This window comes from Streptomyces sp. NPDC029296 (genome assembly GCF_055569255.1).
This window is the reverse complement of sequence record NZ_JBVHXT010000034.1, coordinates 96,369-120,461: the sequence shown is the minus strand read 5'-3', so window position 1 is coordinate 120,461 and position 24,093 is coordinate 96,369. Positions and strand designations below refer to the sequence as shown.

The window sequence follows — 24,093 nt, the reverse complement described above, 5'->3', positions numbered from 1 at the left end:
AACTGCGCCGACGGCAACGGCTTCGGCCGCGGCCTGCCCCCGGCGGCCGACAACCGGTCCAAGTGGGACTACGCCCGGCCCCTGCTCACCACGGTCCGGGTCGGCTGCCCGGACATCACCGCCGCCTCCGCCGCCTACCGGGACCTGCTCAGGATCCGCGCCACCGAGAAGGCGTTCTCCCTGACCACCGCCACCGAGGTCCAGCAGCGGCTGTCCTTCCCGCTGTCCGGCAGCAACGAGACGCCGGGCGTGATCACCATGCGCCTCGGCGGCCTCGTCGTCGTCTTCAACGCCACCCCCGAGCGGCAGGAACAGCGCGTCACCGCCCTCGCCGGCACCCCCTACCGCCTCCACCCCGTCCAGGCCACCGGCACCGACGACACCGTCAAGACGGCCTCCTACGACGCCGGTTCGGGCACGTTCGCCGTCCCGGCCCGCACCGTCGCGGTCTTCACCCGGGCGGGGAACTAGGGTGAGGCTGTTGCCGTAGAACAGGAGTGCGCATGCCGCAGATCACAGTCGACTACTCCGACCTCATGGAGGACGCCTTCGACCGCGAGGGCTTCGCGCGGGCGCTGCACGAGGCCACCGTGGAGATCGCGGCGGCGAGGCCGGAGGCCTGCAAGACGCAGTTCCGGCCCGGCGCGTTCACGGCGTTCGGGTACGAGGACCCCGCGGCGCGCGGGCACGCCGTCGTGCACGTGACGTTCGGGCTGCTCGCCGGGCGCACCGACGAGACGAAGGCGCGGCTGACGGAGACCGCCGTGGAGCTGCTCCGCAAGCACGTGACGGGCGGGACGTTCACCCTGCACGCCTCCGCCGAGGCCCGGGACCTCGACCCGTCCTACCGCAAGTTCGAGGGCTGACCCGCTCAGGAACCGAGGGCGATGAGCCGGCCGATCAGCTCCGCGAAGGGGCCGTCGGCCGGCTCGTCCTTCACCATGCCGCGCAGCAGCTCGGCCATGTCCTCGTCGTGGGCGGCGCCGACGGCGGCCAGCGCGGCGAAGTCGTGCACGAGCTGGACCTCCAGCTCGGCACGCGGCACCCGCCGGCCCTCCAGCCAGATCAGGGCCGTGGACTCGGCGAGCGAGATCCAGGAGCGGACCACCAGTTCGAGGCGCGGGGACGCCTCGGTCACGCCCAGGTGCGTCAGGATCTGGTCATAGGCGGCCTGCCGCACGGAGTCGATGAGCGCGTTGGTCGCCGACGAGCCGACCGCCGGGCCGCCGCGCAGCAGCGCCGAGAAACCGGGGCCGTGCTCGTCCACGAAGTCGAAGTAGCGGCCCATCACCCGCAGCAGCCGGACGCCGAGCGGGCCCTCGCGCGGCTCGTCGAAGCGGCTCGCCAGATCCTCCGACGCCCGCTTCAACGCGGCCTCGTACAAGCTGAGTTTGCCCGGGAAGTAGTGGTACACCAGTGGCCGCGAGATGCCCGCCGCCGTGGCTATCTCGTCGATGGAGACCTCGTCGGGCGAGCGACGGCTGAACAGCTCCAGGGCGACGCCGATCAGCTGCTGCCGACGCTCCTCGACGCCCATCCTGCGGCGAACCCCGGTACTCATACGAACACCTTACCGAGCGGATTCGGCCGCCGGTGATCACATGTCGAGCACCAGCCGGTCGCCCCGGGCCCGGGAGACGCAGATCAGCATCGAGTCGTGCCGCTCGGCGTCCGTCAGCAGCTCGTCCCGGTGCTCGACCTCGCCTTCCAGCACCCGCTGCCGGCAGGTGCCGCAGAAGCCCTGCTCACAGGAGTAGGCGGTGCCGGGCAGCTCCCGGCGCACGGCGGCCAGCACGCTGGAGCCGGCCGGGACCGCGACCGTCCGCCCGCTGCGGCGCAGTTCCACCTCGAACCCGGTGTCGCCGCCGGCCCCGGCGTGCGGCGCGAACCGCTCCAGGTGCAGGGTGGCTCCCGGGGGCAGCGCGTCCCGCACGGCCGCCATCAGCCCCTCGGGACCGCAGCAGTACACCGCCGTGCCCTCGGCCGTGTCCGCGAACAGCCCGGCCAGGTCCGGCCGGCCGTCCTCGTCCTCGGCGACGAGTGTCAGCCGGTCGCCCGCGAGCCCCGCCACCTCGTCCAGGAACGGCATCGAGGCACGTGTCCGCCCGCCGTACAGCAGCCGCCACTCGGCGCCGTCCGGCAGGGCCCGCAGCATGGGCAGGACCGGGGTGATGCCGATGCCGCCGGCGACGAAGACGTAGGCGGGCGCCGCGACCAGGGGGAAGCGGTTCCTCGGTCCGCGTACCTCCAGTTCCATGCCCTCGGCGAGGTGCTCGTGCACCTCGCGGGAGCCGCCCCGGCCGTCGGCGACCAGCCGGGCGGCGAGGGTGTAGGCGGAGGCGTCCCCGGGGTCCCCGCACAGGGAGTACTGCCGGACGAGACCCGACGGCAGCACCAGGTCGACGTGTGCTCCGGGCTCCCAGCGCGGCAGGTCGCGGCCCTCCAGGCGCAGCCGCACGACCCCGTCCGCGACGGTCTCGTGCGCGGTGAGCAGCAGCCGCAGGGGCTTCGGGCGGGACCGGCCGGAGACGGGCGGGTCCAGGGCGGGCAGCGGCCACAGCGGCGAGACCCGCACGCGGCGGCGCAGGGCCCGCCGGGTGAGCAGGGCGGCGGTCGTGGCGCCCGCGACGATCGCGGCGGTGCGCGGCCCTCGCATCACGCGGCCCTCCGCTCGGCCGCCGTGGCCGCGGGGGAGGCGGCCAGGTAGGCGAGGGCCTGCTCGGTGTCGCCCTCGCGCGAGGGGTGGTAGCCGCGGCCCAGATAGCGGGGTATGGACCGCAGCATGTCCCCGGTGCCGGGCAGCAGGCCCCGCCTGCCCCGGTCGTGGAAGTCCTTGAAGGTGGCCTTGCCGCCGGTGAGGAGCGGGTCGTTCTCCATGAAGAACCGCGTCCCGCGCTGCCACAGGAACACCAGCGCGGTGAAGGCGGTGGCCCAGGTGCGGACCCGCCGGCGGTAGCTCCCGTCGAGGTGCGTGAACAGCTCGAAGGCGACCGAGCGGTGCTCGACCTCCTCCGCGCCGTGCCAGCGCAGCAGGTCCAGCATGGTGGGGTCGGCGCCGCGCCGGTCCAGTTCCCCCGCGTTGAGCACCCAGTTCCCGAGGAACGCCGTGTAGTGCTCGATGGCCGCGATCAGCGCGACCCGCTCCAGCAGCCACCACCGGCGCGGCCGGCCCGGCGGCAGGGTCCGGTCGCCGAGCAGCTTCTCGAAGAACCAGTCGACCTGCGCGGTGTACGGCGTCGGGTCGAGCCCCAGCTCCCGCAGGCGCGGCAGCACCCCGTCGTGCGCCTGGGAGTGCACGGCCTCCTGCCCGATGAAGCCGATGACGTCCTCGCGGAGCCGGTCGTCCCGGATCAGCGGCAGCGCCTGCTTGTACACCCGCACGAACCAGCGCTCCCCGGCGGGCAGCAGCAGGTGCAGCACGTTGATGGTGTGCGTGGTGAAGGGGTCCCCCGGCACCCAGTGCAGCGGTGTGGCGTCCCAGGAGAAGGACACGTCGCGCGCCTTGAGCGGCACCCGGGCCTGCGTATGAGACATGGCGTCAATGTACTGACGGGTAGCGCGGCTGAGAACCCCCCGCGCCCGACCTTGTCGCCCCGCGCCCCACCCTGTCGCCGCCGGTGCCGGCTAATGCAGGCCGCTGATCTCCCGTCCGTCCGCCGACACGCCCTTCAGTTCGGCCCGCGCCCCCGGCTCGGCCCGCGCCGCCAGCAGCGGTCCCGTCCCGGACGCGGTGACCCCGCCCGTCGCCTCGATCGACGCCGTGTCCTTGCTGCCCGCCGCCAGCAGGTACCAGGTGCCGCCCGCCGACTTCCACAGCACCCCGGCCAGCACCCGCGGATCGCGCGGCCCGCAGGCCGGGACGTCCGTGCCCTTGGCGACGACGGTCCCGGCCGCCCCGCCCGGCGCCCGGAACTGGGCCAGCGCGGCCGTTCCGTCGCCGCGCCAGGTCTCCGCCCGGGTGCACACCCAGGTGCCGGTCCCTCCCGCACCCTCCGGGCGGGGGGACGCCCATGTCGCCTCGCCCGCGCCGGGCAGCGGCTGCTCGGCGAACACCCAGGCGTTCACGCTGCGCACGCCCGCCGCGCGCATGGCCGCGAGCGAGCAGGCGAACGGCGCCCAGGTGCGCAGCCCCCGCGCACCGGACGCGTCCTCGGCCGCGCCGGGCCGGCCGGCCGTGAGCCGGGCCGGGACCAGTTCGCCGAGGTCGGTGCCCAGGTGTGTGCCGGTGGCGTCGGTCAGCTGGAGCACGGTCCACGAGGCGCAGCGGCCGGGCCGGACGGCGGGGCCGGCCAGCGGCTCGGTCACGCCGTCGGCGAGGTCGAGCGGGAGGGCGGCCGCGTCCGGCTTCACCAGGTCCCGCCGCGCCGCCTTCGTCACCCAGGGAGCGGTCAGATAGCGGACGTTGCCGTCGGAGCGGCCCAGCACCAGCGCGCTCGCCTCGGGTCCCGTCGCGCCGTCGACCCGGGCGAGGTCCAGGGCCGCGCCCTGGGTGCCGTCCTTCGGCTCGGCGTAGCGGACGACGCGCAGGCCGTCGTAGAGGAGCACCACCCGGGCGGCGTCGACCTCGCCCGCGTACAGCAGCTGCGGCGGGCCGGCCGGGCCGCCGGCCGGGGTGCCCGGGGTCGCCGAGACCCGGACGCTCTGCCCGGGGCGGGCCCACACGGCGAGGGCGCGGCGCAGCAGGGCCAGGTCGCCGGTGAGCGGGCCGCGCGCGGGCCACACGGAGAAGCCGGTGCGGTCCGCGGTCCGCCAGGCGGCCGGGGAGACGCGGGTCAGCCTGCCGGGGTCGAGGGCGGCCTCGGCGGCGGGGTTCCCGGCGTACGCGGGCGCGGCGGCGCCGTCGGGGCCCCAGCCGCCGCCCGGCAGGCCCACCAGCGCGCCGCACACCGCGAGCGCGGCGGCGGCGGCGAGGGCGGCCTTGGTGTGCTGGCGGCGGCGCATCAGATCGGTGGGCCGGGCCTGGAGCGTGCACGCGTCGAACTCGGGGGAGGAGAGCAGCCCCGGGTGTGCGGGCACCCCGTTGGCGGAGGCCAGCGCGCCGACCGGGTCGGACACGCCGGCCGCCTTCAGCAGTTCCCGGACGTCCGCGTCGGGCAACTGCTCCAGCCCGCGCAGCACATAGGCGGCACGGGCCGGGGCGGACAGGGCGGCCAGCCGCTGGTCCAGGGCGAGGGCGTCGGCGCCGCCGGGGCGCGGGAACAGCTTCAGTCCCCACACCTGCGGCAGCGGGGAGAGGCGGGGCAGGCCCTTGCGGGGGCGGGCCGCCGTCAGGGCCGCGCGCAGCACCCGCTCGCGCAGATACGCGTACTCGGGGTCGTCCTCCCGGCCCCCGCCCTGGGCCGGGATCAGGGGCGGCTTCGTGCGGCCCCGGGGCAGGGCGCGCTGGGCGAGGGCGTGTGCGGTCATGACGCGGCGGCCACGGCCGAGGCCCGGGGGCAGCAGGAGATAGGCGAGCCGGACCAGCCGGGGATAGTGCTCGACGAACGCGGCCTCGGCCTGCTCGACGTCGACCGGCCCGGAACCGGCGGAAGGGGCGTGGCGCTGGGAGACATCCTGTGACTGCACGTCCGGAAGAACGAGCGAGCCGGGGACCGGTCACCGCGGGGCGGCCGGTTCAGGACTCCGGCTCGGCCAGGGCGCACGCGTAGTCGGCCATCGACCGCTGGTAGCGCGGCAGATGCCCCGGCGGAACGGGCCGGTAGACCATGGGGATCACCGCCCTGCCCCACTCGGCGGCGAGAGCGCGCCGCGCCCCGGCGTACCTGCGCACCGCGTCGAGCACCGGCGGCACCAGGAACAGGCCGAGGCCGAGCGGGAGGAGTCCGGTGGACAGGACGGTGAAGGCGAAGCACAGCACCCTCACCGGCGGCATCACCAGGCCCCGTACGGCGGCCAGCACCACCTGCCGGGTGCGGGCGCGGAAGTCGTCCCGCTCACCCTCGGTGTTCATGGCGCCGGTCGGGCCGACCCGGCCGGGCCGGTCACAGGGCGGAACCCCACGTCAGGGGGTGGTGCCAGGTACACCCCCGGCCAGGCCCAGCACCTTCGCCTTCACCCGGGGGTCCAGGCCCGGGCGGGCGCGGTCCGGCCGCTGCGGCCCGGTGCCGCCGAGCCCGCTCAGCCAGCGCCAGGTGTCCGCGACCGTCTCCTCCACCGGCCGGCACACCAGCCCGGTCGCCACCGCCCGTGACACGTCCGCGCGGTGCACGGCGTCGTGCATCTCGCCGCCGGGCGGCACCCACACCGGCAGCTCGGTCCACGGCTCGATCCCGGCGGCCAGGATCGCCTCCGGGTCGGTCCAGCGCAGCTCCGCGTCCGCGCCGGTCGCGCGCACGCAGGCCGCGAGCAGTTCGCCCATGGTGGTGTGACCGGGCGGGCTCACCAGGTTGTACGGCCCGCCGAGCCCGCGTTCCAGCGCGCCGAGCAGCCAGCCGGCGAGGTCGCGGGCGTCGATGTACTGGAGGGGCAGCCCGCGCGGGCCGGGGGCCAGGACCGGGCCGCCGCGCGCGATCCGGGTCAGCCACCAGGGCAGCCGGCCCACGTTCTCGTACGGGCCGAGGATCAGCCCGGCCCGCACCAGCAGCGCGTCCGCCGCGCCGAAGGCGCCGACGGTGGCCAGTTCGCCGCCGCGTTTGTCCGCCGCGTAGTCGCGCGTCCCGGCGTCGGCGGCGCCGTCGACCAGCGGGGCGTCCTCCGCGGCGCCGGGCGGCCAGGGCCAGACGTACACCGACCGGCTGGAGACGTACGCGTACCGTCCGGCCCGGCCGCGCAGCAGCCGGGCCGCCTCGTGCACGGCGCGCGGGGCGGCCGACCAGGTGTCCACCACGGCGTCCCAGTCGCCGCCCGCCCCGGCGGCGGTGAGCGCGGCGAGGCCGTCGGGTGCGGTGCGGTCCCCGTGCAACGACCGTACTCCGGCCGGGGGCCGGTGCCGCCCCCGGTGGAAGACGGTCACCTCCCAGCCGCGGCCGAGCGCGGCCTCGGCCACCGTGCGCCCCACGAACTCCGTACCGCCCAGCACCAGAAGTCTCATGCCGGTGATCCTGCCCGGTTCCGGGTCCGTGGGGCGTGGGTCTCTGCCGAGGGCAGAAGGGTCAGCGGGCGGCCGGCGGGGTGTACTTGTAGCCGACCCGGCGCACGGTCTGGATGGCCTGGCGGTGCCGGTCGCCCAGCTTGCGGCGCAGCCGGGCGATGTGCACGTCCACGGTGCGGCCGTCGCCGACATGGCCGTAGCCCCACACCGTGGTGACCAGCTGGTCGCGGGTGTGCACCCGGTGCGGATGCGCCACCAGGTGGGCCAGCAGCTCGAACTCCAGGTAGGTCAGGTCGAGTTCGCGGCCGTCGACGCTGGCGGTGCGCCGTACCGGGTCGATCCGCACCAGCGGCTCGCCGCCGGGCTCCGCCTCGGTGCGCGCGGCCTGGGGCTCCGGCTGGTCGGGGACGGCGACCGGCAGGAACGGGGGCCGCTGGTCGGCGGGGACCAGCACCAGGTAACCGACCATCGGCGGCTGGCCCGGCAGGGTGGGCAGGGTGTGCTGCGGCGCGGGTAGCCAGGTGGCGCCCGGCGGCAGGAAGTCCGCGACGTCCACCACCTCGTCCCGGTCGACGGCGCGCAGCCGGTGCCGGGTGCCGTGCGGGGCGGGGGTGGGCAGGGTGGCGGTGGAGAGGGAACGGGTGGTCGCCATGAGAGGTCAGCTCTTTCGCGCGAGGAGGTCGTCGGAAGGTGCGGCGGCCCCGATTCGTGGTCGGGCGTCACCGGCGGACGTACGTCGTTTCGCGCTGGCCGAAGGCCGGGGGTACGGCTTTAGAGGGCCCGCGCGTTCATCGCGGGGCGACACACACGGTCGAAGTCGTGGTGCTGACGGGAAGGCCAGAACGGCTGGAGGTCATAGCGACCCGTCGCGGTGATCTGCTGGATGCTGGCCATGCGCCCATTGAAGCAGAGCCGCGCGGCGTGCAGGAGACTCCTCTCACTGCTTGGACGTTTCCTTGGTGCGAAATTGACGTGGAAACACCGCGCGAACCCGCTTTACCGCGCTGGTCAGCGGGTTGGTGACGGGCCGGGGGCGGCCGGGGCACCGTCTCACTCCTCGGACAGCGGCGCCGGGCCGGGCCGGACGCGTACGCCGGCGTCCCGGCGGTCGGCCTGCTCCGTGGCGGTGCCCGGCACGCGGCGGGGGCGCCCGCCGTGATGGCGGGCGCCCCCGGGTGACGCGGGACGGATCAGACCTGGCCGGCCTTCTCCAGCGCGGCGCAGCAGGTGTCCACCAGCAGGCGGGTCACCACGTACGGGTCGACGTTGGCGTTCGGACGGCGGTCCTCGATGTAGCCCTTGCCGTCCTTCTCGACCTGCCACGGGATGCGCACCGAGGCACCCCGGTCGGAGACGCCGTAGGAGAACTTGTCCCACGGGGCGGTCTCGTGCAGGCCGGTCAGGCGCTCGTCGATGCCGGCGCCGTAGTTCTTCACGTGGTCCAGGGGCTTGGAGCCCTCGCCGAGCGACTCGCAGGCGGTGATGATGGCGTCGTAGCCCTCGCGCATGGCCTTGGTGGAGAAGTTGGTGTGCGCGCCCGCGCCGTTCCAGTCGCCCTTGACCGGCTTGGGGTCCAGGGTCGCGGAGACGCCGAAGTCCTCGGCGGTGCGGTAGAGCAGCCAGCGGGCCACCCACAGCTGGTCGGAGACCTCCAGCGGAGCCAGCGGGCCGACCTGGAACTCCCACTGGCCGGGCATGACCTCGGCGTTGATGCCGGAGATGCCGAGGCCCGCCTTCAGGCAGTTGTCGAGGTGGGCCTCGACGACGTCCCGGCCGAAGATCTCGTCGGCGCCGACACCGCAGTAGTAGCCGCCCTGCGGGGCCGGGAAGCCGCCCTCGGGGAAGCCGAGCGGGCGGGAGCCGTCGAAGAAGGTGTACTCCTGCTCGATGCCGAAGACGGGCTCCTGCGCGGCGAACCGCTCGGCCACCTCGGCCAGCGCGGCCCGGGTGTTGGACGGGTGCGGGGTCAGGTCGGTGTCCAGCACCTCGCACAGCACCAGTATGTCGTCGCCGCCGCGGATCGGGTCCGGGCAGGTGAAGACCGGCCTGAGCACGCAGTCCGAGGAGTTGCCCGCGGCCTGGTTGGTGGAGGAGCCGTCGAAGCCCCACAGCGGCAGCGCGTCGAGACCGGCCGGGGCACCCGTGATGACCTTCGTCTTGGAACGGAGCTTGGCCGTCGGCGCGGTGCCGTCGATCCAGATGTACTCAGCCTTGAAGGTCACGGGGCCACATCCTTCGGGGGTGGGTCGGGCGCACCCGCCTCGACGGATGCTGCGGCGCTGCGGCACCGGTGCGCCGCTCGAACTGCGGGCAGCCTGTCAACAGGCCGTTTCCCGGCCATTGCCCGTGTGTGAACCCCGTGTTACCTGATGTTTGTGTGCCGAGGGTCACGTGGTGAGAGGGAGCGGTCCCGGCCGTGCGGATTGCGTACGACCGGGTCTCCCGCACGGGGCCCCGGTATGGCCGGAGTCGTCAGCGCCCGCTGTGGGCCAGGGCCTCGCGTACGGCCTCCTCGCTACGGGCCACCAGCGTCGTCCCGTCGTCCGCGGTGATGATCGGCCGCTGGATGAGCCTGGGGTGTCCGGCGAGCGCGGCGATCCAGCGGTCCCGGGCGCCGGCGTCGCGCGGCCACTCCCTGAGGCCCAGTTCCTCGGCCGCCGCCTCCTGGGTGCGCGTGATGTCCCACGGTTCGAGGCCGAGCCGGTCCAGCACGGCCCTGATCTCGTCCTCGCTCGGCACGTCCTCCAGATACCGCCGCACGGTGTACTCGGCCCCCTCGGCGTCGAGCAGGGTGAGCGCGCCACGGCACTTCGAACAGGCGGGATTGATCCAGATCTCCATGGGCGACACGGTACGCGCTACCCGCTCTGTTCGAATTTCCGGCGCCCCGGCTGCCCCCTCACCACCGTCTGTGACAGAGCGCCAATTTCCTGTGTGAGCTGGGGATTCACTTGCTTCCACAGTCGGTCGATTGTCAGTGGCCGCCGGTAGAATTGAAGCAGTGTTCGAGACCGGGCGCCGGGCCGCCGGCGACCGGTCTGACCGCGACAGGAGGATGCCCGTGCCCGCTGCCGCCCTCAAGCCGAAGCCGTTGCCGACCCAGTCCACCGTCCAGCACCCCGTGCTGTTCGACTCGCCCTACGCGCCGGAGGCGAAGCGACCGCTGCCGGCCGGACGGCCGCGCGAGTGGTACGTCACCCACAACCGGCGCCTGAAGGCCATGCGCCTCGCCATAGCCCTGCTCGACTCCGGGGTCTATCTGCCGGACCAGGCCCGCAACGAGACGATCCGCGGCACGGCCGAGCGGATCGGGATGCGGCCGCCCTCCGACACCACGTGCCACATGGTGCGGACGCTGATGCGCTACTCGCGGTGAGCCGGGTGCCGGGTGCCCTCGCGTCGGCGCGGGACACCCGGCACCGTCAGGGGCGGGGCGCTTCCGGGCGCCCGTCCAGACCCGCCAGCAACCGACGCACGAACTCCCGCCGGTCCCCGTCGTGGTCGCGGAACCACAGACCGAGGATGTGCTCGGCGTCCGGGAGGTCGAGGCGGGAGAACCGGGAACGCTCCGACAGCGCCTCCTGTACGGCCCGCGTGACCGCCCCCGGGATGACCGTGTCGTGGCCCGGCACCGCCAGCACCGCCCGGCCCGCGTACGCGCGCAGCACCTCCAGGGCGGGGGAGGTACGCCAGCTGTCCGGCGTGCGGATCAGCTCCGAGAAGCGGCTGTCGCCGTTGCCGAACGGCACGTCCCAGGCATCCGGCCCGTAGACGGCGGGCGCGCACAGGCCCACGGCCGCGACCCGGCGCCCGTAGTGCCGTACGAGGTCCGCGACCGTCTGCCCGCTCATGCTGAACCCGATGACGATCAGTGGGTCGTCCGCCGGGGCGTGCGAGTCCAGCACCGCCACCGCCTGCTCATAGCGGCGGCGCAAGCTCGACTCGGCGAGTTCGCCCGTGCTGTCGCCGTGCCCGGAGAAGTCGAAGGCGAGGGCGCGGCAGCCCTGGCCGGCGAAGTCGGCGAGGAACGGCAGCAGCCGCTCCTTGCTGCCGTTGCCCGCGCCGTGCAGCAGCACCGCCGTGGCCCGCCCGGCCGGACCGGCGCCCGCGACGCTGAGCCGTTCACCGTCGCAGGCGTGGGTGAAGGTGGAGAGTTGGTCCATGCGGGCCATTCACTCACGGCGCCCTCCCGCGCCCGAGGGAACCCCCGGGAACCGCTGTGGGGCGCGTGGAAAACGGGATGCGCCGGTGATCAGGCCCTCCCTACTCTGTACGTACGGAGACGTACCGGACACGCTCCGCACCCCTTCCCGACTCACCCCACGGAGGTCCGCCATGCGTGGCATTCCCGCGACCGGGACCGTGGTCCTGGTGATCCTCGGAATCGGAAACCATCTCTGGTGGCTCGCCGCCGTGGCGCTGCTGTACCTGTACGCGGCGTACGGACGCGGCTCCCTGGGCGCGGCCCCGCCCACGCCCGCCCCCAGCACCCTGCCCGACGACTACCGGGCGTACCGGGAGCGCCGGGACCGCCAGGCCCGCTGGGAACGCCGCTACCGCCGCGAGCGGCCCTTCGAGGCCCGCCGGCAGGAGCGGGAGAAGGCGCGGTAACCCGGCGGGGCCGTCGGCCGTCACAGACCGGGGGCGCCCCACACCGGGAACCAGCGGCCCGGGTCCGGCTCGATCGGCAGATCGCCGTCGAGGGCGGCCTTCAGCCGAAGCTCCAGCGCGGCCTCCCGCCGCTCGGCGGCACCGGGCAGCGGGGCGAACGGATAGAAGGTGCCGCGCTTGTAGAGGTACACGAGCGCCGCCCGCCGCCCGGTGCCGTCGGTGAAGGAGACGAGCGAGCACAGCAGCTGCGGGCCGAAACCGGCTGCCTCCAGCGAGCTGTTCACCGCGTGCAGATCGGCCACGAGCTGCGGCAGCTGACCGGGGGAGCGGCGGGAGAGCAGCCAGGAGTAGCCGTAGTCGTCCCGCAGCGGTTCCACCGGCGGGCCGGTGCGGTCGCTGTCCGCGTCCAGCAGCGCCCGCACCTCCGCGCAGATCCGCTGGAAGGCCGCGCCCTCCACGGTGGCGAAGCACACCGCCCCGCTCCCGGCCGGCGTGAAACCGGCCGCCGCCTCCAGCGTCACCGCCGCCGACGGCAGCGCGAACAGCCGGTCGAGATCGGGCACGACCGGCCGGGTACGGCCCAGCAGGACGTCCAGCAACCGCACGGTCGGCCTCCTCCCTGCGCGGCCTCGGCCCGGCCGGACCGGGCTTCCCGGGTCAGCCCGCCTTGCCCGGCGTGGCCGTCTCGCCCAGCTCCACCGAGATCCGGCCCAGCTGGTCCAGCCGCTGCCGCAGGGTGGGGTGGGTGGAGAAGAACCGCTCGATGCCGGGCTCCCGGCCGGTCGCCGGGGTGAAGTAGAACGCGTTGAACGCCTGGGCCGTCCGCAGATCCTTCGTCGGGATGCGCGCGATCTCCCCGGAGACCTTGGTGAGCGCCGCCGCCAGCGCCGAGGGCCGGCCGGTCAGCAGCGCCGCCGCACGGTCGGCCGCCAGCTCCCGGTACCGGGACAGCGCCCGGATCAGTACGAAGCCGAGCACGTACACGGCCGCCGAGACGCCGAGGACGGCGGCGAGGGCGACGGCCGTGTTCTGGTCCCGGCGGCCCCCGCCGAAGATCTGCGAGTAGAAGGCGAACCGGACGACCAGGCCCGCGACCACCCCGAGGAAGGACGCCACCGTGATCACGGCGACGTCCTTGTGCGCGACGTGCGACAGCTCGTGCGCGAGCACGCCCTCCAGCTCGGCGGGCTCCAGCCGGCGGAGCAGCCCGGTGGTCACACAGACCACGGCGTGATCCGGACTGCGCCCGGTCGCGAACGCGTTCGGCATGTCCATCCCGGACACGGCGACCACGGGCCTCGGCAGGTCCGCGATCGCGCACAGCCGGTCGACGACGGCGTGCAGCTCGGGATACTCCTCCCGGGCCACGGGCCGGCCGCGCATCGCGAACAGGGCGATCCGGTCGGAGAACCAGAACTGCGCCACGAACAGCGCCCCGACCAGGACGGCGACCAGCACCCAGGACCTCAGCAGCGCGATCAGCGCCGCGACGAAGCCCACGTACAGCAGACCGAGCAGGAACAGCGTCAGGCCCATGCGCACGGTCAGCCGCCGATCACTGTGGAACCGGCTCCGCATCTCGCATCACCCCGCAGTCGGGCACCCACCCCCCGCCTGTCCAGTGTGCACCCGCCGCTCCCCGGAGAGGAGAGCGATCAGTAGGGGGAGCGCATCTGCGCGTACCCCAGCAGCACGATCACCGCGGCCACGCACCCGAGCACCACGGCCGTCGACACCCACGACGACCGGCGCGGGCCCACCGGGTCCGGATCCGCCCGGAAGGGCGCCGGCTCCGGCGGGTTCTCCTTCCAGCGTGCGGCGAGCATCCGGGCCCGGGCGGAGGGCTCCTTGTGCTCGGCCGAATTCGCCCACGCGTGATCGAACTCGTGCTCCCAGTCGTCCAGTTCCGCCATCCCCGTACAACCTCTCTCGTCCGGCACTCCGGAGGCATGATCCTCCGACAATAGGAAGTCTGGGAAGCCGGAAAGGTTGCACGGCCCGCACAAGGCCGAGGCCCCGGCGCTCGCGGGGAGCGCCGGGGCCTCGGCTGTGGTGCACGGGCCGGTCACACGTCGAAGTACAGCTCGAACTCGTGCGGGTGCGGGCGGAGCTGGAGGGGGGCGATCTCGTTGGTGCGCTTGAAGTCGATCCACGTCTCGATCAGGTCGGACGTGAACACGTCGCCCTGCAGGAGGAACTCGTGGTCGGCCTCCAGCGCGTCGAGGACGGCGTTCAGCGAGGTCGGGACCTGGGCGACGTTCGCGTGCTCCTCGGGAGCCAGCTCGTACAGGTCCTTGTCGATCGGCTCGGCCGGCTCGATCTTGTTCTTGATGCCGTCCAGGCCCGCGAGGAGCAGGGCCGAGAAGGCGAGGTAGGGGTTGCCGGAGGAGTCCGGCGCGCGGAACTCGACGCGCTTGGCCTTCGGGTTGGAGCCCGTGATCGGGATACGCATCGCGGCCGAGCGGTTGCGCTGCGAGTACACCAGGTTGATCGGCGCCTCGAAGCCCGGCACCAGGCGGTGGTACGAGTTCACCGTCGGGTTGGTGAAGGCCAGCAGCGACGGAGCGTGCTTGAGGATGCCGCCGATGTAGTAGCGGGCCATGTCCGACAGGCCCGCGTAACCGGCCTCGTCGTAGAACAGCGGGTCGCCGTTGCTCCACAGCGACTGGTGCACGTGCATGCCCGAGCCGTTGTCACCGAAGATCGGCTTCGGCATGAAGGTCGCGGTCTTGCCGTTGCGCCAGGCCACGTTCTTCACGATGTACTTGAAGAGCTGGAGGTCGTCGGCGGCGGCCAGCAGCGTGTTGAACTTGTAGTTGATCTCCGCCTGGCCGGCGGTGCCCACCTCGTGGTGCTGGCGCTCGACCTTCAGGCCCTGCTTGTCCAGCTCCAGGGAGATCTCGGCGCGCAGGTCGGCGAAGTGGTCGACCGGCGGGACCGGGAAGTAGCCGCCCTTGTAGCGGACCTTGTAGCCGCGGTTGTTCTCCAGCGCGCCCGTGTTCCAGGCACCGGCCTCGGAGTCGATGTGGTAGAAGGACTCGTTCGCCGAGGTGGCGAAGCGCACGCTGTCGAAGACGTAGAACTCGGCCTCGGGGCCGAAGTACGCGGTGTCGGCGATGCCCGTCGACGCCAGGTACGCCTCCGCCTTCTTCGCCACGTTGCGCGGGTCACGGGAGTACTGCTCGCCCGTGATCGGGTCGTGGATGAAGAAGTTGATGTTGAGGGTCTTGTCCCGGCGGAACGGGTCGACACGGGCCGTGGACAGGTCGGCACGCAGAGCCATGTCGGACTCGTGGATGGCCTGGAAACCGCGGATCGACGATCCGTCGAAGGCCAGCTCCTCGTCCGGGTCGAACGCCTCGACGGGCACCGTGAAGTGCTGCATGACGCCCGGCAGGTCGCAGAAGCGGACGTCGACGAACCTGACGTCCTCGTCCGCGATGAACTTCTTGGCCTCGTCGGCGTTCTGGAACATCCAGCTCCTCCTACTCCCGACCGTCCTCGCCGGGGTGGTGATCGTTCGTGCGGCCAGTGCGGTGGCACACGCTGGTCTCGACCCTAGGGACGGGTGATTTCTCGGGCGTGACCCGTTTGTTTCGCAGAAGTTAACCAGCCACGTGTCCACCGTAGCCCCCGCACACCCCTGCGCGTAGTGTCCGAAACCGGGCGCAGTACCGTGGACGGGTGGACAACAGGCAGGCAATCGGATCGTGGCTCTCCGGCCCGCGCGCGGCCATGGAAGAGGCGGGTGCCGACTTCGGCTACCGGGGCGAGCAGCTCGGTCTGCCCGAGGACGGGCCGAACTCGATCGCACGGCCCGGACGGCGGCTCGGCGCGCTCGCCGTGGACTGGGCGCTGTGCGTCCTGATCGCATACGGCCTGATCACGCACGGCAACGGAGCGGCCACCAGCAACTGGGCGCTGGGCGTCTTCTTCGTGCTGAGCGCGCTGACCGTCGGCACGGTCGGCAGCACGCCCGGCAAGCGGCTCTTCGGCATCCGGGTGGTGGCCCTGCGCACCGGCACGGTCAGCCCGGGGCGCGCCCTGCTGCGCACGGTCCTGCTGTGCCTCGCGATCCCCGCGCTGGTCTGGGACCGCGACGGCCGCGGCCTGCACGACCGCCTCGCCCAGACGGTCGAGGTCCGCATCTGACACGCGGCCGGCCCGGCCGCGGCGAGAAGGCCACCCGTGCCACGCGGCGCGGGTGACCTCCGGCGTCCCGCCCCGCTGGTCTCACCCCCGCCGCAGCACCGCCCCCAGCACCCGCCGCAGCTCCGCCTCCGGGTCCGCCGCGGCGCCGGTCGCGCGCCAGGCCACGAAGCCGTCCGGGCGGACCAGGACCGCGCCGTCGGCCGTCGTGCCGTGCAGGGACGCCCAGTCGGTGCCGCCGCCGGGGCCCTCTCCGTCGTGGACGAGGTCGGCGTCCGGGCCGGCGCCGATCCGGTACGCCCGAAGGCGTACGCCGTCCGTGTCCGCGACGCGCCGCGCGGCGGACCACCAGGCCGCGCCCGCGTCGGAGGCGGCGTCGCTGAGCAGGACGAGCGAGCGTTCGTAGAGGTCGATGGTGGACAGCCGCCGGTCCGCCCGGCGCAGCCACAGGTGCGGGGCCCGGCTGCCGGGGTCCGCGGTCAGCCGCACCCCGTCGGGTACGACCGGCTGGGCCGGGTCGGCGTCCAGGACGGCGCCCTCCGGATAGCGGTAGGCGAGGACCACCGGCAGGATGCCGCTGCGCGGGCCGCCGCCCACGCCCGGGGTCGGGGCGAAGCCGGGGTGGCTGTGCTCCACGGAGCGGGCCGAGGCGCGGGCGCTGGTGGCCAGGGCGACCGGCCGGCGCTCGGTGTCGTAGGTCTCCAGCAGGTCCGGCCCGGCCCAGCCGTCGAGCACGGCGGACAGCTTCCAGGCCAGGTTGTGCGCGTCCTGGATGCCGGTGTTGGAGCCGAACGCGCCCGTCGGTGACATCTCGTGGGCCGAGTCCCCGGCGAGCAGCACCCGGCCGGCCGTGTACCGCTCGGCCACCCGCTCCGCCGCGCGCCAGGACGCCTTCCCGGTGATCTCGACGTCGAGGTCGGGCACCCCGACGGCCAGCCGGATGTGCCGCTGGAGCCGTTCCTCGGTGAACTCCTCCAGCCGCTCGCCGTGCTCCGGGTGCCAGGGTGCGTGGAAGACCCAGTGCTCCTTGTTGTCGACGGGCAGCAGCGCGCCGTCGGCCTCCGGGTTGGTGAGGTAGCAGCAGATGAAGTGCCGGTCGCCGACGGTCTCGGCCAGCAGCTTGGACCGGAAGGTGACACTCACGTTGGCGAACAGGTCGCCGGGTCCGCTCTGCCCGATGCCGAGCCGGCGCCGCACGGGGCTGCGCGGGCCGTCGCAGGCCACCAGGTAGTCCGCGCGGACCGTGTACAGCTCGTCGCTGTCGCGGTCCCGGACGTACGCCGTCACTCCTTCGGGATCCTGGGAGAAGGACTCCAGCTCGTGGTAGTAGCGCAGGTCGCCGCCGAGCGCCCGGGCCCCCTTCAGCAGCACCGGCTCCAGGTCGTTCTGGCTGCACAGGCACCACGTGGTGGGGCTGAACCGCGCGAGCCCGCCGCCCGGGTCGATGTGCCGGAACAGCCACTCCCCGGCGTCACCCGCAAGGGTGGGGGTCTGCAGGATGCCGTGGTTGTCCGCGAGCAGCGAGGCCGCCGCCTTGATGTCCGGTTCGATGCCGGCCACCCGGAACAGCTCCATCGTGCGCAGGTTGTTGCCGCGGCCACGCGGGTGGATCGAGGTCCCGGAATGCCGCTCGACGAGCAGGTGCGGTACGCCGAGACGGCCCAGGAACAGGGAGAGGGACAGGCCCACCAGGGAGCCGCCCACGACGAGGACGGGCACCCGGTGATCGGCTTTCTGCTGCATCAGGGCTCCAGAGGCAGGGTTCGGGATGCGGGGCGCATTGGTGTTTGTGTGCCCTGTGGGACGGCTTTCGCGTGCTCAATCACCCGCGTGGTTCACGCGAGTCGCGCGACGCGGGGGAAGCGGCACAGGATCAAGAAGCGCTGACGTCGCGTCATTCGGCCGCCGGCGTCGCCTCTGCCCCCGTGAAGGAGATGTGCGCAGCATGACCACCTTGTCGGAAAAGCCCTCGGCCCCGTCGACGCGCCAGGTGTCGAAGCGGGTCTCCCAGTCGGTGTTCGACGGCTCCCGCCTGCGGGTCGTCCTCCTCGTGGACGTCCACGACGGCGCCCAGCAGCAGTTCCTGGAGGCCTACGAACAGCTGTGCAACCAGGTGGCACAGGTTCCCGGCCACGTCAGCGACCAGCTGTGCCAGTCCATCGAGAACCCCTCCCAATGGCTCATCACCAGCGAGTGGGAGAGCGCCCCGCCGTTCCTCACCTGGGTCAACAGCGAGGAGCACGTGCGGATGGTGGAGCCCCTGCACAGCTGCGTGCGGGACACCCGGTCGCTGCGCTTCCACGTCGTCCGCGAGACCGGCGGGGAGGCCGCCGCGGCCCCCGCGCGCCGCCGGCTCCAGTCCTCCCCCCGGATCGGCGACGGGGTGATCCGGCACGCGCTCACCTTCACGGTGCGGCCCGGCAGCGAGCGGGAGGTGCAGCGGATCCTGGCGGGCTACGCCTCGCCCCGGGCCCGGGTCGACGACACCACCCGGCTGTGCCGCACCTCCCTGTTCATGCACGGCAACCGGGTGGTGCGGGCCATCGAGGTGCGCGGCGACCTGCTCGCGGCGCTGCGCCACGTCGCCCGGCAGCCCGAGGTGCGGGCCGTGGAGGAGGCCATCAACCCCTATCTGGAGCAGGAGCGGGACCTGGACGACCAGGAGTCCGCGCGGGTCTTCTTCACCCGGGCGGCGCTGCCCGCCGTGCACCACGTCACCGCGGGCGAGCTGACCGAGGGCGAGCGGCTGGCCCGCTACTACCCGGCCCGGCCGGGCGACGGCATGCGGCTGGCGGAGCTGCTCGCCCGGCAGGACGAGGCGGCGGCGGACGACCCGGACAGCCCCGTCCTGCGCAGCACGATCTTCCAGCGCGACGACGTCGTCGTGCGGCTGCTCGACGTACGTCCCGGCTCCGGAGCCCGGGCCGCCCTGCCGGAGTCCGGGGACCCGGCCGAGCTGGAGGCCCTGCTGGACGGCGAGCCCGCCGGCATGGACCTCGTCACCGACCGCCGTTCGCCCGACGCCTGACGCCCGCGGGCCGGCCCAACCAACGGAGGAACACCGTGATCACACCCCTTCCGAAAATCGTGGACCTGAGCGAGATCGAGCCCAACACCCGGCGCGGCGGTGATCTGCGCGCCATGCTCACCCCCACGACGGTGGGCGCCACCAGCGGTTTCATGGGCGTGGCCATCGTCCAGCCCGGCGACCGCATCGGCGAGCACTACCACCCCTACTCCGAGGAGTTCGTCTACGTCCTGTGCGGGCAGCTGGAGGTGGACCTGGACGGCGAACCGCACCCGCTGCGGCCCGAGCAGGGCCTGATGATCCCGATCAACATGCGCCACCGGTTCCGCAACGTCGGCAACGTGGAGGCGCGGCTCGTCTTCCACCTGGGCCCGCTCGCCCCGCGGCCGGCCCTCGGCCACGTCGACACCGAGGAGACGGAGCGGCCCGTGGCCGCCGTCGCCGAGCCCGCCGGCCGGGAACAGGTCCGCTCATGACCCGGCGCGTGGCGGTCACCGGCATAGGCGTCGTCGCTCCGGGCGGGATCGGCGTACCGGCGTTCTGGGACCTGCTGGCCGCGGGCCGTACCGCGACGCGGGGCATCACGTTCTTCGACCCGGCCGGGCTCAGGTCCCGGATCGCGGCCGAGTGCGACTTCGACCCGGCCGCGTATGGCCTGGACGCCGAGCAGGTCCAGGGGGCGGACCGGTACATTCAGTTCGCCCTGGTCGCCGGCGAGGAGGCGGTGCGGGACTCCGGTCTCGACCTCGCCCGGGAGGACCCCTGGCGGGTCGGTGTCTCCCTGGGCACCGCCGTCGGCGGCACCACCCGCCTGGAGCACGACTACGTCCTGGTCAGCCACCGCGGACAGCGCTGGGACGTCGACCACGCCGAGGCCGAGCCGCAGCTGCACCGGGCGTTCTCCCCGAGCACCGTGGCCTCCGCCGTGGCGGAACGTTTCGGCGCACGGGGTCCGGTACAGACCGTCTCCACCGGCTGCACCTCCGGACTGGACGCCGTCGGCTACGCCTTCCACACCGTCCAGGAGGGCCGCGCCGACATATGCGTCGCCGGGGCCTCGGACTCCCCGATATCCCCGATCACCATGGCCTGCTTCGACGCGATCAAGGCCACGAGCCCGAACAACGACGACCCGGCGCACGCCTCCCGGCCCTTCGACAACAACCGTGACGGCTTCGTCATGGGCGAGGGCGGCGCGGTGCTCGTCCTGGAGGAGCTGGAACACGCCCGGGCCCGCGGTGCCCATGTGTACTGCGAGTTCGGCGGCTACGCCACCTTCGGCAACGCCTACCACATGACCGGCCTGACCAAAGAGGGCCTGGAGATGGCGCGGGCCATCGAGACCGCTCTCGGGCAGGCGCGGCTGGACCCCACGGCGATCGACTACGTCAACGCGCACGGTTCCGGCACCCGGCAGAACGACCGCCACGAGACGGCGGCCGTGAAGCGGGCGCTCGGCCACCACGCCTACGACACCCCGATGAGCTCCATCAAGTCCATGGTGGGGCACTCCCTCGGGGCGATCGGCGCCATCGAACTGGTCGCCTGTGTGCTGGCCCTCGCCAAGCAGGTCGTACCGCCGACCGCGAACTACGAGATCCCCGACCCGGAGTGCGACCTGGACTACGTCCCGCGTGTCGCCCGCGAACGGAAGCTGAGCAGCGTGCTGTCCGTGGGCAGCGGGTTCGGCGGATTCCAGTCCGCGGTGATCCTGACCCGGCCGAGGGAGTGAGGACACACGATGAGCGAACCGAAGGACCGGCAGGCGGCCATCACCGGCATCGGGGTGGTCGCACCCAACGGCACCAGCACCGACACCTTCTGGAAGGCGACCCAGGAGGGCCTCAGCGTCCTCGGCCGGGTCACCCGCGAGGGCTGCGAGCACCTTCCCCTGAAGGTGGCCGGTGAGGTCCGCGCCTTCGACCCGGCGGCCACCATCGAGGAGCGCTTCCTCGTCCAGACCGACCGGTTCACGCACTACGCCATGGCCGCGGCCGACTTCGCGCTGGACGACGCCCGGCTCGGGCCGTCCGGCATCCCGGACGCGCCGTACTCCATCGGCGTCGTCACCGCCGCCGGATCCGGCGGCGGCGAGTTCGGCCAGCGCGAACTGCAGCGACTGTGGGGCAAGGGCAGCCGGTTCGTCGGGCCGTACCAGTCCATCGCCTGGTTCTACGCCGCGAGCACCGGCCAGGTCTCCATCCGCCGCGGCTTCAAGGGGCCGTGCTCGGTCGTCGCCTCCGACGAGGCCGGCGGCCTGGACGCCCTCGCCCACGCGGCCCGGGCGGTGCGCCGCGGCACCGACGTGATCGTGGCCGGCTCCACCGAGGCGCCGCTCGCGCCGTACTCGATGGTCTGCCAGCTCGGCTACGCGGAACTGAGCCGCGAGACCGACCCCGCCCGGGCCTACCGCCCCTTCACCGAGGGGGCGTGCGGGTTCGTGCCGGCCGAGGGCGGCGCCATGCTCGTCGTCGAGGCGGCGGGCACCGCCCGGGCCCGGGGCGTCGACGTCCGGGCCGTCGTCGCGGGCCACGGGGCCACCTTCACCGGTGCCTCCCGCTGGACGGACTCCCGCGACGGACTCGCGCACGCCATCCGGCAGGCCCTGGCGGAGGCAGGCGCGGCCCCCGAGGAGATCGACGTCGTCTTCGCCGACGCCCTCGGGGTGCCGGAGGCCGACCGGGCCGAGGCGCTGGCGATCGCCGACGCCCTCGGCGCGCACGCCGTCCGGGTCCCGGTCACCGCCCCGAAGACCGGGTTCGGCCGCGGCTACTGCGCGGCCCCCGTGCTGGACACCGCAGCGGCCGTGCTGGCGATGGAGCACGGCCTGATCCCGCCGACGCCGAACGTCTTCGACGTCTGCCACGACCTCGACCTCGTGACGGGCCGCGCCCGCGCCGCCGAGCCGCGCACGGCACTCGTGCTCAGCCGCGGACTCATGGGGTCGAACTCGGCGCTGGTGCTGCGAGCCGGCACCAGGCAGTGAGCACAGCAAAGGAGGAAAGCACATGCCGCAGATCACCGTGGAAGAACTCGCCGCGCTGATGAAGAAGGCCGCCGGGGTCACCGTCAGCCCGGAACAGCTGATCGAGAAGCCGGACACCGGCTTCGACGTCCTCGGTGTCGACTCGCTCGGCCTGCTCGGCATCGTCGGCGAGCTGGAGAACACCCACGGCACCCCGATGCCGGTCGACGCCGAACGCTGCAAGACGCCGCAGCAGTTCCTCAACCTCGTCAACACCACCCTGATGGCAGGAGCCTGAGATGGCAGGACACACCGAGAACGAGATCACCATCGCCGCCCCGCTGGACCTGGTCTGGGACATGACCAACGACCTGGAGCGCTGGCCGCAGCTGTTCAGCGAGTACGCGTCGGTGGAGGTCCTCAAGCGGGAGGGCGCCAGGACCACGTTCCGGCTCACCATGCACCCGGACGAGAACGGCACCGTGTGGAGCTGGGTCTCCGAGCGCGAGCCGGACCGCGACTCCCTCACCGTCACGGCCCGCCGGGTGGAGACCGGCCCCTTCGCCCACATGAACATCCGCTGGAGCTACGAGGAGGTCCCGGCCGGCACCCGGATGGTGTGGGTCCAGGACTTCGCGATGAAGCCGGACGCGCCGGTCGACGACGACTGGATGACCGACAACATCAACAAGAACTCCAAGGTCCAGCTGGCCCTGATCCGGGACAGGATCGAGAAGGCGGCGGCCGGACAGCGGCCCGCCCCGGCCCTGGCCGACTGAGCCGGACGACAGGAGACGACCGTGCACCAGGCCCTGATCGTCGCCCGCATGGCCCCCGGCTCCGCCCCGGACATCGCCAAGGTGTTCGCGGAGTCCGACCGCGGGGAGCTGCCGCACCTCGTCGGGGTGGTCCGGCGCAGCCTCTTCCAGTTCGGTGATGTGTACATGCACCTCATCGAGTCCGAACGCGAGCCCGGACCGGCCATCGCCAAGGTCACCTCGCACCCCGAGTTCAAGGAGGTCAGCGAGCGGCTGTCGGCGTACGTCAGCGCGTACGACCCCGAGACCTGGCGGTCCCCGAAGGACGCCATGGCCCAACGGTTCTACGTCTGGCAGCGCGACACCGGAGTCTGACACCCTCGTCCGGAGCACCGGTGCCGGGTCCGCGTCCGACGCGGACCCGGCACCGGTGTGCCGTGGGGGAGTGCGCTCAGACGGGGACCGTGCAGTCGAACGCGTGCAGGAAGGGGTTGACCGGCGCGATGCCGCCGACCTCCAGGCCCGCCGCCCGCAGCCGGCCGGTCATGCCGGCGGTGGTGTGCTTGGCCCCGCCGACGTTGAGCAGCAGCAGCAGGTCCATGGCGGTGCTGAACCGCATGGACGGCGTGTCGTCCACCAGGTTCTCGATCACGACGACCCGGGTGCCGGGGCCGCCCGCCTCGACCACGTTGCGCAGCAGCCGGGTGGTGGACTCGTCGTCCCACTCCAGGATGTTCTTGATGACGTAGACGTCGGCCTTGACCGGGACGGCCTCGCGGATGTCGCCCGGCACGATCCGCGCCCGGCCGGCCAGGTCGCCGCCCTCGCGCAGCCGCGGCAGGGCGTTGTCCACCACCCGCGGCAGGTCCAGCAGGTAGCCCCGCATCGCCGGGTACTTGTCGAGCAGGCTGGCCACCACGTGCCCCTGCCCGCCGCCGAGGTCGGCGACCGAGTCGCTGCCGGACAGGTCGAGCAGCGCGGCGACCTCCCGGGCCGACTGCTCGCTGGAGCGGGTCATGGCCCGGTTGAAGACGTCGGCGGACTCCGGGGCGTCCTCGTTGAGGTACGCGAAGAACTCCTTGCCGTACAGGTCCTCCACGACGTTCCGGCCGGTGCGCACCGCCCGGTCCAGCCGGGGCCAGGCGTCCCAGGTCCAGGGTTCGGTGCACCACAGGGCGATGGCCCGCAGGCTGTTCGGGTCGTCCTCGCGCAGCAGCCGGGACATCTCGGTGTGGGCGAAGGTGCCGTCGGGCCGCTCGGCGAAGACGCCGTAGCAGGACAGGGCGCGCAGCAGCCGGCGCAGCGGCCCGGGCTCGGTGTGCACGGCCGCCGCCAGGCCCTGCACGGTCATCGGGGCGTCACCGAGGGCGTCGGCGACGCCGAGCCGGGCGGCGGCGCGGACGGCGGCGGCGCAGGCCGCCCCGAACACGAGCTCGCGCAGCCGCATCGACGGCGGCGGGGTGGGGGGTGCCCCGGGCTCCGGTGCGGTGGAGAGCGCGGGGGATGGTGCGGTCATGGGCCGCCTTCCTTCCTTGCGTGGGTCGGGTACGGC

Annotated in this window: 28 protein-coding genes; 12 read left to right on the top strand and 16 right to left on the bottom strand. The window is 73.4% G+C overall.

Going from position 1 to position 24,093, the window contains the following annotated elements; translation table 11 throughout:
* Positions 1-471, top strand: a 471-nt coding sequence (locus tag ACZ4W9_RS27695; RefSeq protein WP_467940319.1) for an alpha-1,6-glucosidase domain-containing protein, incomplete at its 5' end; no start/stop codon positions are given.
* Between the two features lie 32 nt (positions 472-503).
* Positions 504-866 carry a 5-carboxymethyl-2-hydroxymuconate Delta-isomerase gene (locus ACZ4W9_RS27690; RefSeq protein ID WP_467940317.1) on the top strand — a complete coding sequence of 121 codons (363 nt, stop codon included), beginning with the start codon at positions 504-506 and terminating at the stop codon, positions 864-866.
* 5 nt (positions 867-871) lie between these two features.
* On the opposite strand, the gene ACZ4W9_RS27685 is transcribed toward ACZ4W9_RS27690, so the two are convergent.
* The 9 genes from ACZ4W9_RS27685 to ACZ4W9_RS27645 all read right to left on the bottom strand — a co-directional run bounded on the left by ACZ4W9_RS27685 (position 872) and on the right by ACZ4W9_RS27645 (position 9,871).
* Positions 872-1,561: a TetR/AcrR family transcriptional regulator gene (locus ACZ4W9_RS27685; protein WP_467940315.1), complete on the bottom strand. Its 690-nt coding sequence runs from the start codon at positions 1,559-1,561 to the stop codon at positions 872-874.
* A gap of 36 nt (positions 1,562-1,597) precedes the next feature.
* Entirely contained in the window at positions 1,598-2,656 is a 1,059-nt protein-coding gene (locus tag ACZ4W9_RS27680; RefSeq protein ID WP_467940324.1) for a PDR/VanB family oxidoreductase, read from the bottom strand.
* On the bottom strand, positions 2,656-3,534 hold the full coding sequence (locus tag ACZ4W9_RS27675) for a metal-dependent hydrolase (RefSeq protein ID WP_467940313.1): 879 nt from the start codon (positions 3,532-3,534) through the stop codon (positions 2,656-2,658). The genes ACZ4W9_RS27680 and ACZ4W9_RS27675 overlap by 1 nt, the downstream gene beginning before the upstream one ends.
* A 90-nt stretch (positions 3,535-3,624) precedes the next feature.
* A complete protein-coding gene (locus ACZ4W9_RS27670; protein WP_467940311.1) occupies positions 3,625-5,565 on the bottom strand; it encodes a hypothetical protein in 1,941 nt (646 codons plus the stop codon).
* A 49-nt stretch (positions 5,566-5,614) separates the two neighbouring features.
* On the bottom strand, positions 5,615-5,950 hold the full coding sequence (locus ACZ4W9_RS27665) for a hypothetical protein (protein ID WP_467940310.1): 336 nt from the start codon (positions 5,948-5,950) through the stop codon (positions 5,615-5,617).
* Positions 5,951-6,001: 51 nt separating this feature from the next.
* Positions 6,002-7,030: an NAD-dependent epimerase/dehydratase family protein gene (locus tag ACZ4W9_RS27660; protein WP_467940309.1), complete on the bottom strand. Its 1,029-nt coding sequence runs from the start codon at positions 7,028-7,030 to the stop codon at positions 6,002-6,004.
* Between the two features lie 61 nt (positions 7,031-7,091).
* Entirely contained in the window at positions 7,092-7,682 is a 591-nt protein-coding gene (locus ACZ4W9_RS27655) for a winged helix-turn-helix domain-containing protein (RefSeq protein WP_467940307.1), read from the bottom strand.
* Between the two features lie 538 nt (positions 7,683-8,220).
* Positions 8,221-9,252: a glutamine synthetase gene (gene glnII / locus ACZ4W9_RS27650; RefSeq protein ID WP_467940306.1), complete on the bottom strand. Its 1,032-nt coding sequence runs from the start codon at positions 9,250-9,252 to the stop codon at positions 8,221-8,223.
* A gap of 250 nt (positions 9,253-9,502) precedes the next feature.
* Positions 9,503-9,871, bottom strand: coding sequence for an ArsC/Spx/MgsR family protein (locus ACZ4W9_RS27645; RefSeq protein WP_467940305.1), 369 nt, complete (start codon positions 9,869-9,871; stop codon positions 9,503-9,505).
* 220 nt (positions 9,872-10,091) lie between these two features.
* Between ACZ4W9_RS27645 and ACZ4W9_RS27640 the strand changes: the two genes are divergently transcribed.
* Complete coding sequence (locus ACZ4W9_RS27640; RefSeq protein ID WP_467940303.1) at positions 10,092-10,406, top strand: hypothetical protein; 315 nt, start codon at positions 10,092-10,094, stop codon at positions 10,404-10,406.
* Positions 10,407-10,452: 46 nt separating this feature from the next.
* Here ACZ4W9_RS27640 and ACZ4W9_RS27635 read toward each other — a convergent pair whose 3' ends face one another.
* Positions 10,453-11,193 (bottom strand): alpha/beta hydrolase, encoded by a 741-nt coding sequence (locus tag ACZ4W9_RS27635; RefSeq protein ID WP_467940302.1) that lies wholly within the window; start codon positions 11,191-11,193, stop codon positions 10,453-10,455.
* A gap of 172 nt (positions 11,194-11,365) precedes the next feature.
* On the opposite strand from ACZ4W9_RS27635, the gene ACZ4W9_RS27630 reads away from it, so the two are divergent.
* Entirely contained in the window at positions 11,366-11,641 is a 276-nt protein-coding gene (locus ACZ4W9_RS27630; RefSeq protein ID WP_467940300.1) for a hypothetical protein, read from the top strand.
* 20 nt (positions 11,642-11,661) lie between these two features.
* On the opposite strand, the gene pspAB is transcribed toward ACZ4W9_RS27630, so the two are convergent.
* From pspAB to glnA, 4 genes are all read right to left on the bottom strand, one after another.
* Entirely contained in the window at positions 11,662-12,246 is a 585-nt protein-coding gene (gene pspAB, locus ACZ4W9_RS27625; protein WP_467940299.1) for a PspA-associated protein PspAB, read from the bottom strand.
* 52 nt (positions 12,247-12,298) lie between these two features.
* Positions 12,299-13,219, bottom strand: coding sequence for a zinc metalloprotease HtpX (gene htpX / locus ACZ4W9_RS27620; RefSeq protein ID WP_467940298.1), 921 nt, complete (start codon positions 13,217-13,219; stop codon positions 12,299-12,301).
* Positions 13,220-13,296: 77 nt separating this feature from the next.
* Complete coding sequence (locus ACZ4W9_RS27615; RefSeq protein WP_467940296.1) at positions 13,297-13,554, bottom strand: SCO2583/SCO2584 N-terminal domain-containing protein; 258 nt, start codon at positions 13,552-13,554, stop codon at positions 13,297-13,299.
* A gap of 152 nt (positions 13,555-13,706) precedes the next feature.
* The gene (glnA, locus tag ACZ4W9_RS27610; protein ID WP_467940295.1) at positions 13,707-15,116 is read right to left on the bottom strand and encodes a type I glutamate--ammonia ligase; all 1,410 of its coding nucleotides are present in this window, start codon (positions 15,114-15,116) and stop codon (positions 13,707-13,709) included.
* A gap of 209 nt (positions 15,117-15,325) precedes the next feature.
* Between glnA and ACZ4W9_RS27605 the strand changes: the two genes are divergently transcribed.
* The gene (locus tag ACZ4W9_RS27605) at positions 15,326-15,793 is read left to right on the top strand and encodes an RDD family protein (protein ID WP_467940294.1); all 468 of its coding nucleotides are present in this window, start codon (positions 15,326-15,328) and stop codon (positions 15,791-15,793) included.
* An 81-nt stretch (positions 15,794-15,874) separates the two neighbouring features.
* On the opposite strand, the gene ACZ4W9_RS27600 is transcribed toward ACZ4W9_RS27605, so the two are convergent.
* On the bottom strand, positions 15,875-17,533 hold the full coding sequence (locus ACZ4W9_RS27600) for an FAD-dependent oxidoreductase (RefSeq protein WP_467940293.1): 1,659 nt from the start codon (positions 17,531-17,533) through the stop codon (positions 15,875-15,877).
* Positions 17,534-17,735: 202 nt separating this feature from the next.
* Here ACZ4W9_RS27600 and ACZ4W9_RS27595 point away from each other — a divergent pair, with 202 nt between their 5' ends.
* Genes ACZ4W9_RS27595 through ACZ4W9_RS27565 form a run of 7 tightly spaced genes read left to right on the top strand, consistent with a single transcriptional unit; the run spans position 17,736 to position 22,916 of the window.
* Positions 17,736-18,818 (top strand): SchA/CurD-like domain-containing protein, encoded by a 1,083-nt coding sequence (locus ACZ4W9_RS27595; RefSeq protein ID WP_467940291.1) that lies wholly within the window; start codon positions 17,736-17,738, stop codon positions 18,816-18,818.
* A 35-nt stretch (positions 18,819-18,853) separates the two neighbouring features.
* Complete coding sequence (locus ACZ4W9_RS27590; RefSeq protein ID WP_467940290.1) at positions 18,854-19,294, top strand: cupin domain-containing protein; 441 nt, start codon at positions 18,854-18,856, stop codon at positions 19,292-19,294.
* Entirely contained in the window at positions 19,291-20,550 is a 1,260-nt protein-coding gene (locus ACZ4W9_RS27585) for a beta-ketoacyl-[acyl-carrier-protein] synthase family protein (RefSeq protein WP_467940289.1), read from the top strand. The genes ACZ4W9_RS27590 and ACZ4W9_RS27585 overlap by 4 nt, the downstream gene beginning before the upstream one ends.
* 9 nt (positions 20,551-20,559) lie before the next feature.
* The gene (locus tag ACZ4W9_RS27580) at positions 20,560-21,804 is read left to right on the top strand and encodes a ketosynthase chain-length factor (RefSeq protein WP_467940287.1); all 1,245 of its coding nucleotides are present in this window, start codon (positions 20,560-20,562) and stop codon (positions 21,802-21,804) included.
* Between the two features lie 22 nt (positions 21,805-21,826).
* Positions 21,827-22,081, top strand: a complete 255-nt coding sequence (locus ACZ4W9_RS27575; protein ID WP_358689266.1) for an acyl carrier protein — start codon at positions 21,827-21,829, stop codon at positions 22,079-22,081.
* Between the two features lies 1 nt (position 22,082).
* On the top strand, positions 22,083-22,562 hold the full coding sequence (locus ACZ4W9_RS27570) for an SRPBCC family protein (protein WP_467940286.1): 480 nt from the start codon (positions 22,083-22,085) through the stop codon (positions 22,560-22,562).
* Positions 22,563-22,583: 21 nt separating this feature from the next.
* Positions 22,584-22,916 carry a TcmI family type II polyketide cyclase gene (locus ACZ4W9_RS27565; protein ID WP_318203919.1) on the top strand — a complete coding sequence of 111 codons (333 nt, stop codon included), beginning with the start codon at positions 22,584-22,586 and terminating at the stop codon, positions 22,914-22,916.
* 76 nt (positions 22,917-22,992) lie between these two features.
* Here the strand turns inward: ACZ4W9_RS27565 and ACZ4W9_RS27560 are convergent, their stop codons facing one another.
* Complete coding sequence (locus ACZ4W9_RS27560) at positions 22,993-23,988, bottom strand: methyltransferase (protein WP_467940322.1); 996 nt, start codon at positions 23,986-23,988, stop codon at positions 22,993-22,995.
* Positions 23,989-24,093 lie beyond the last annotated feature (105 nt).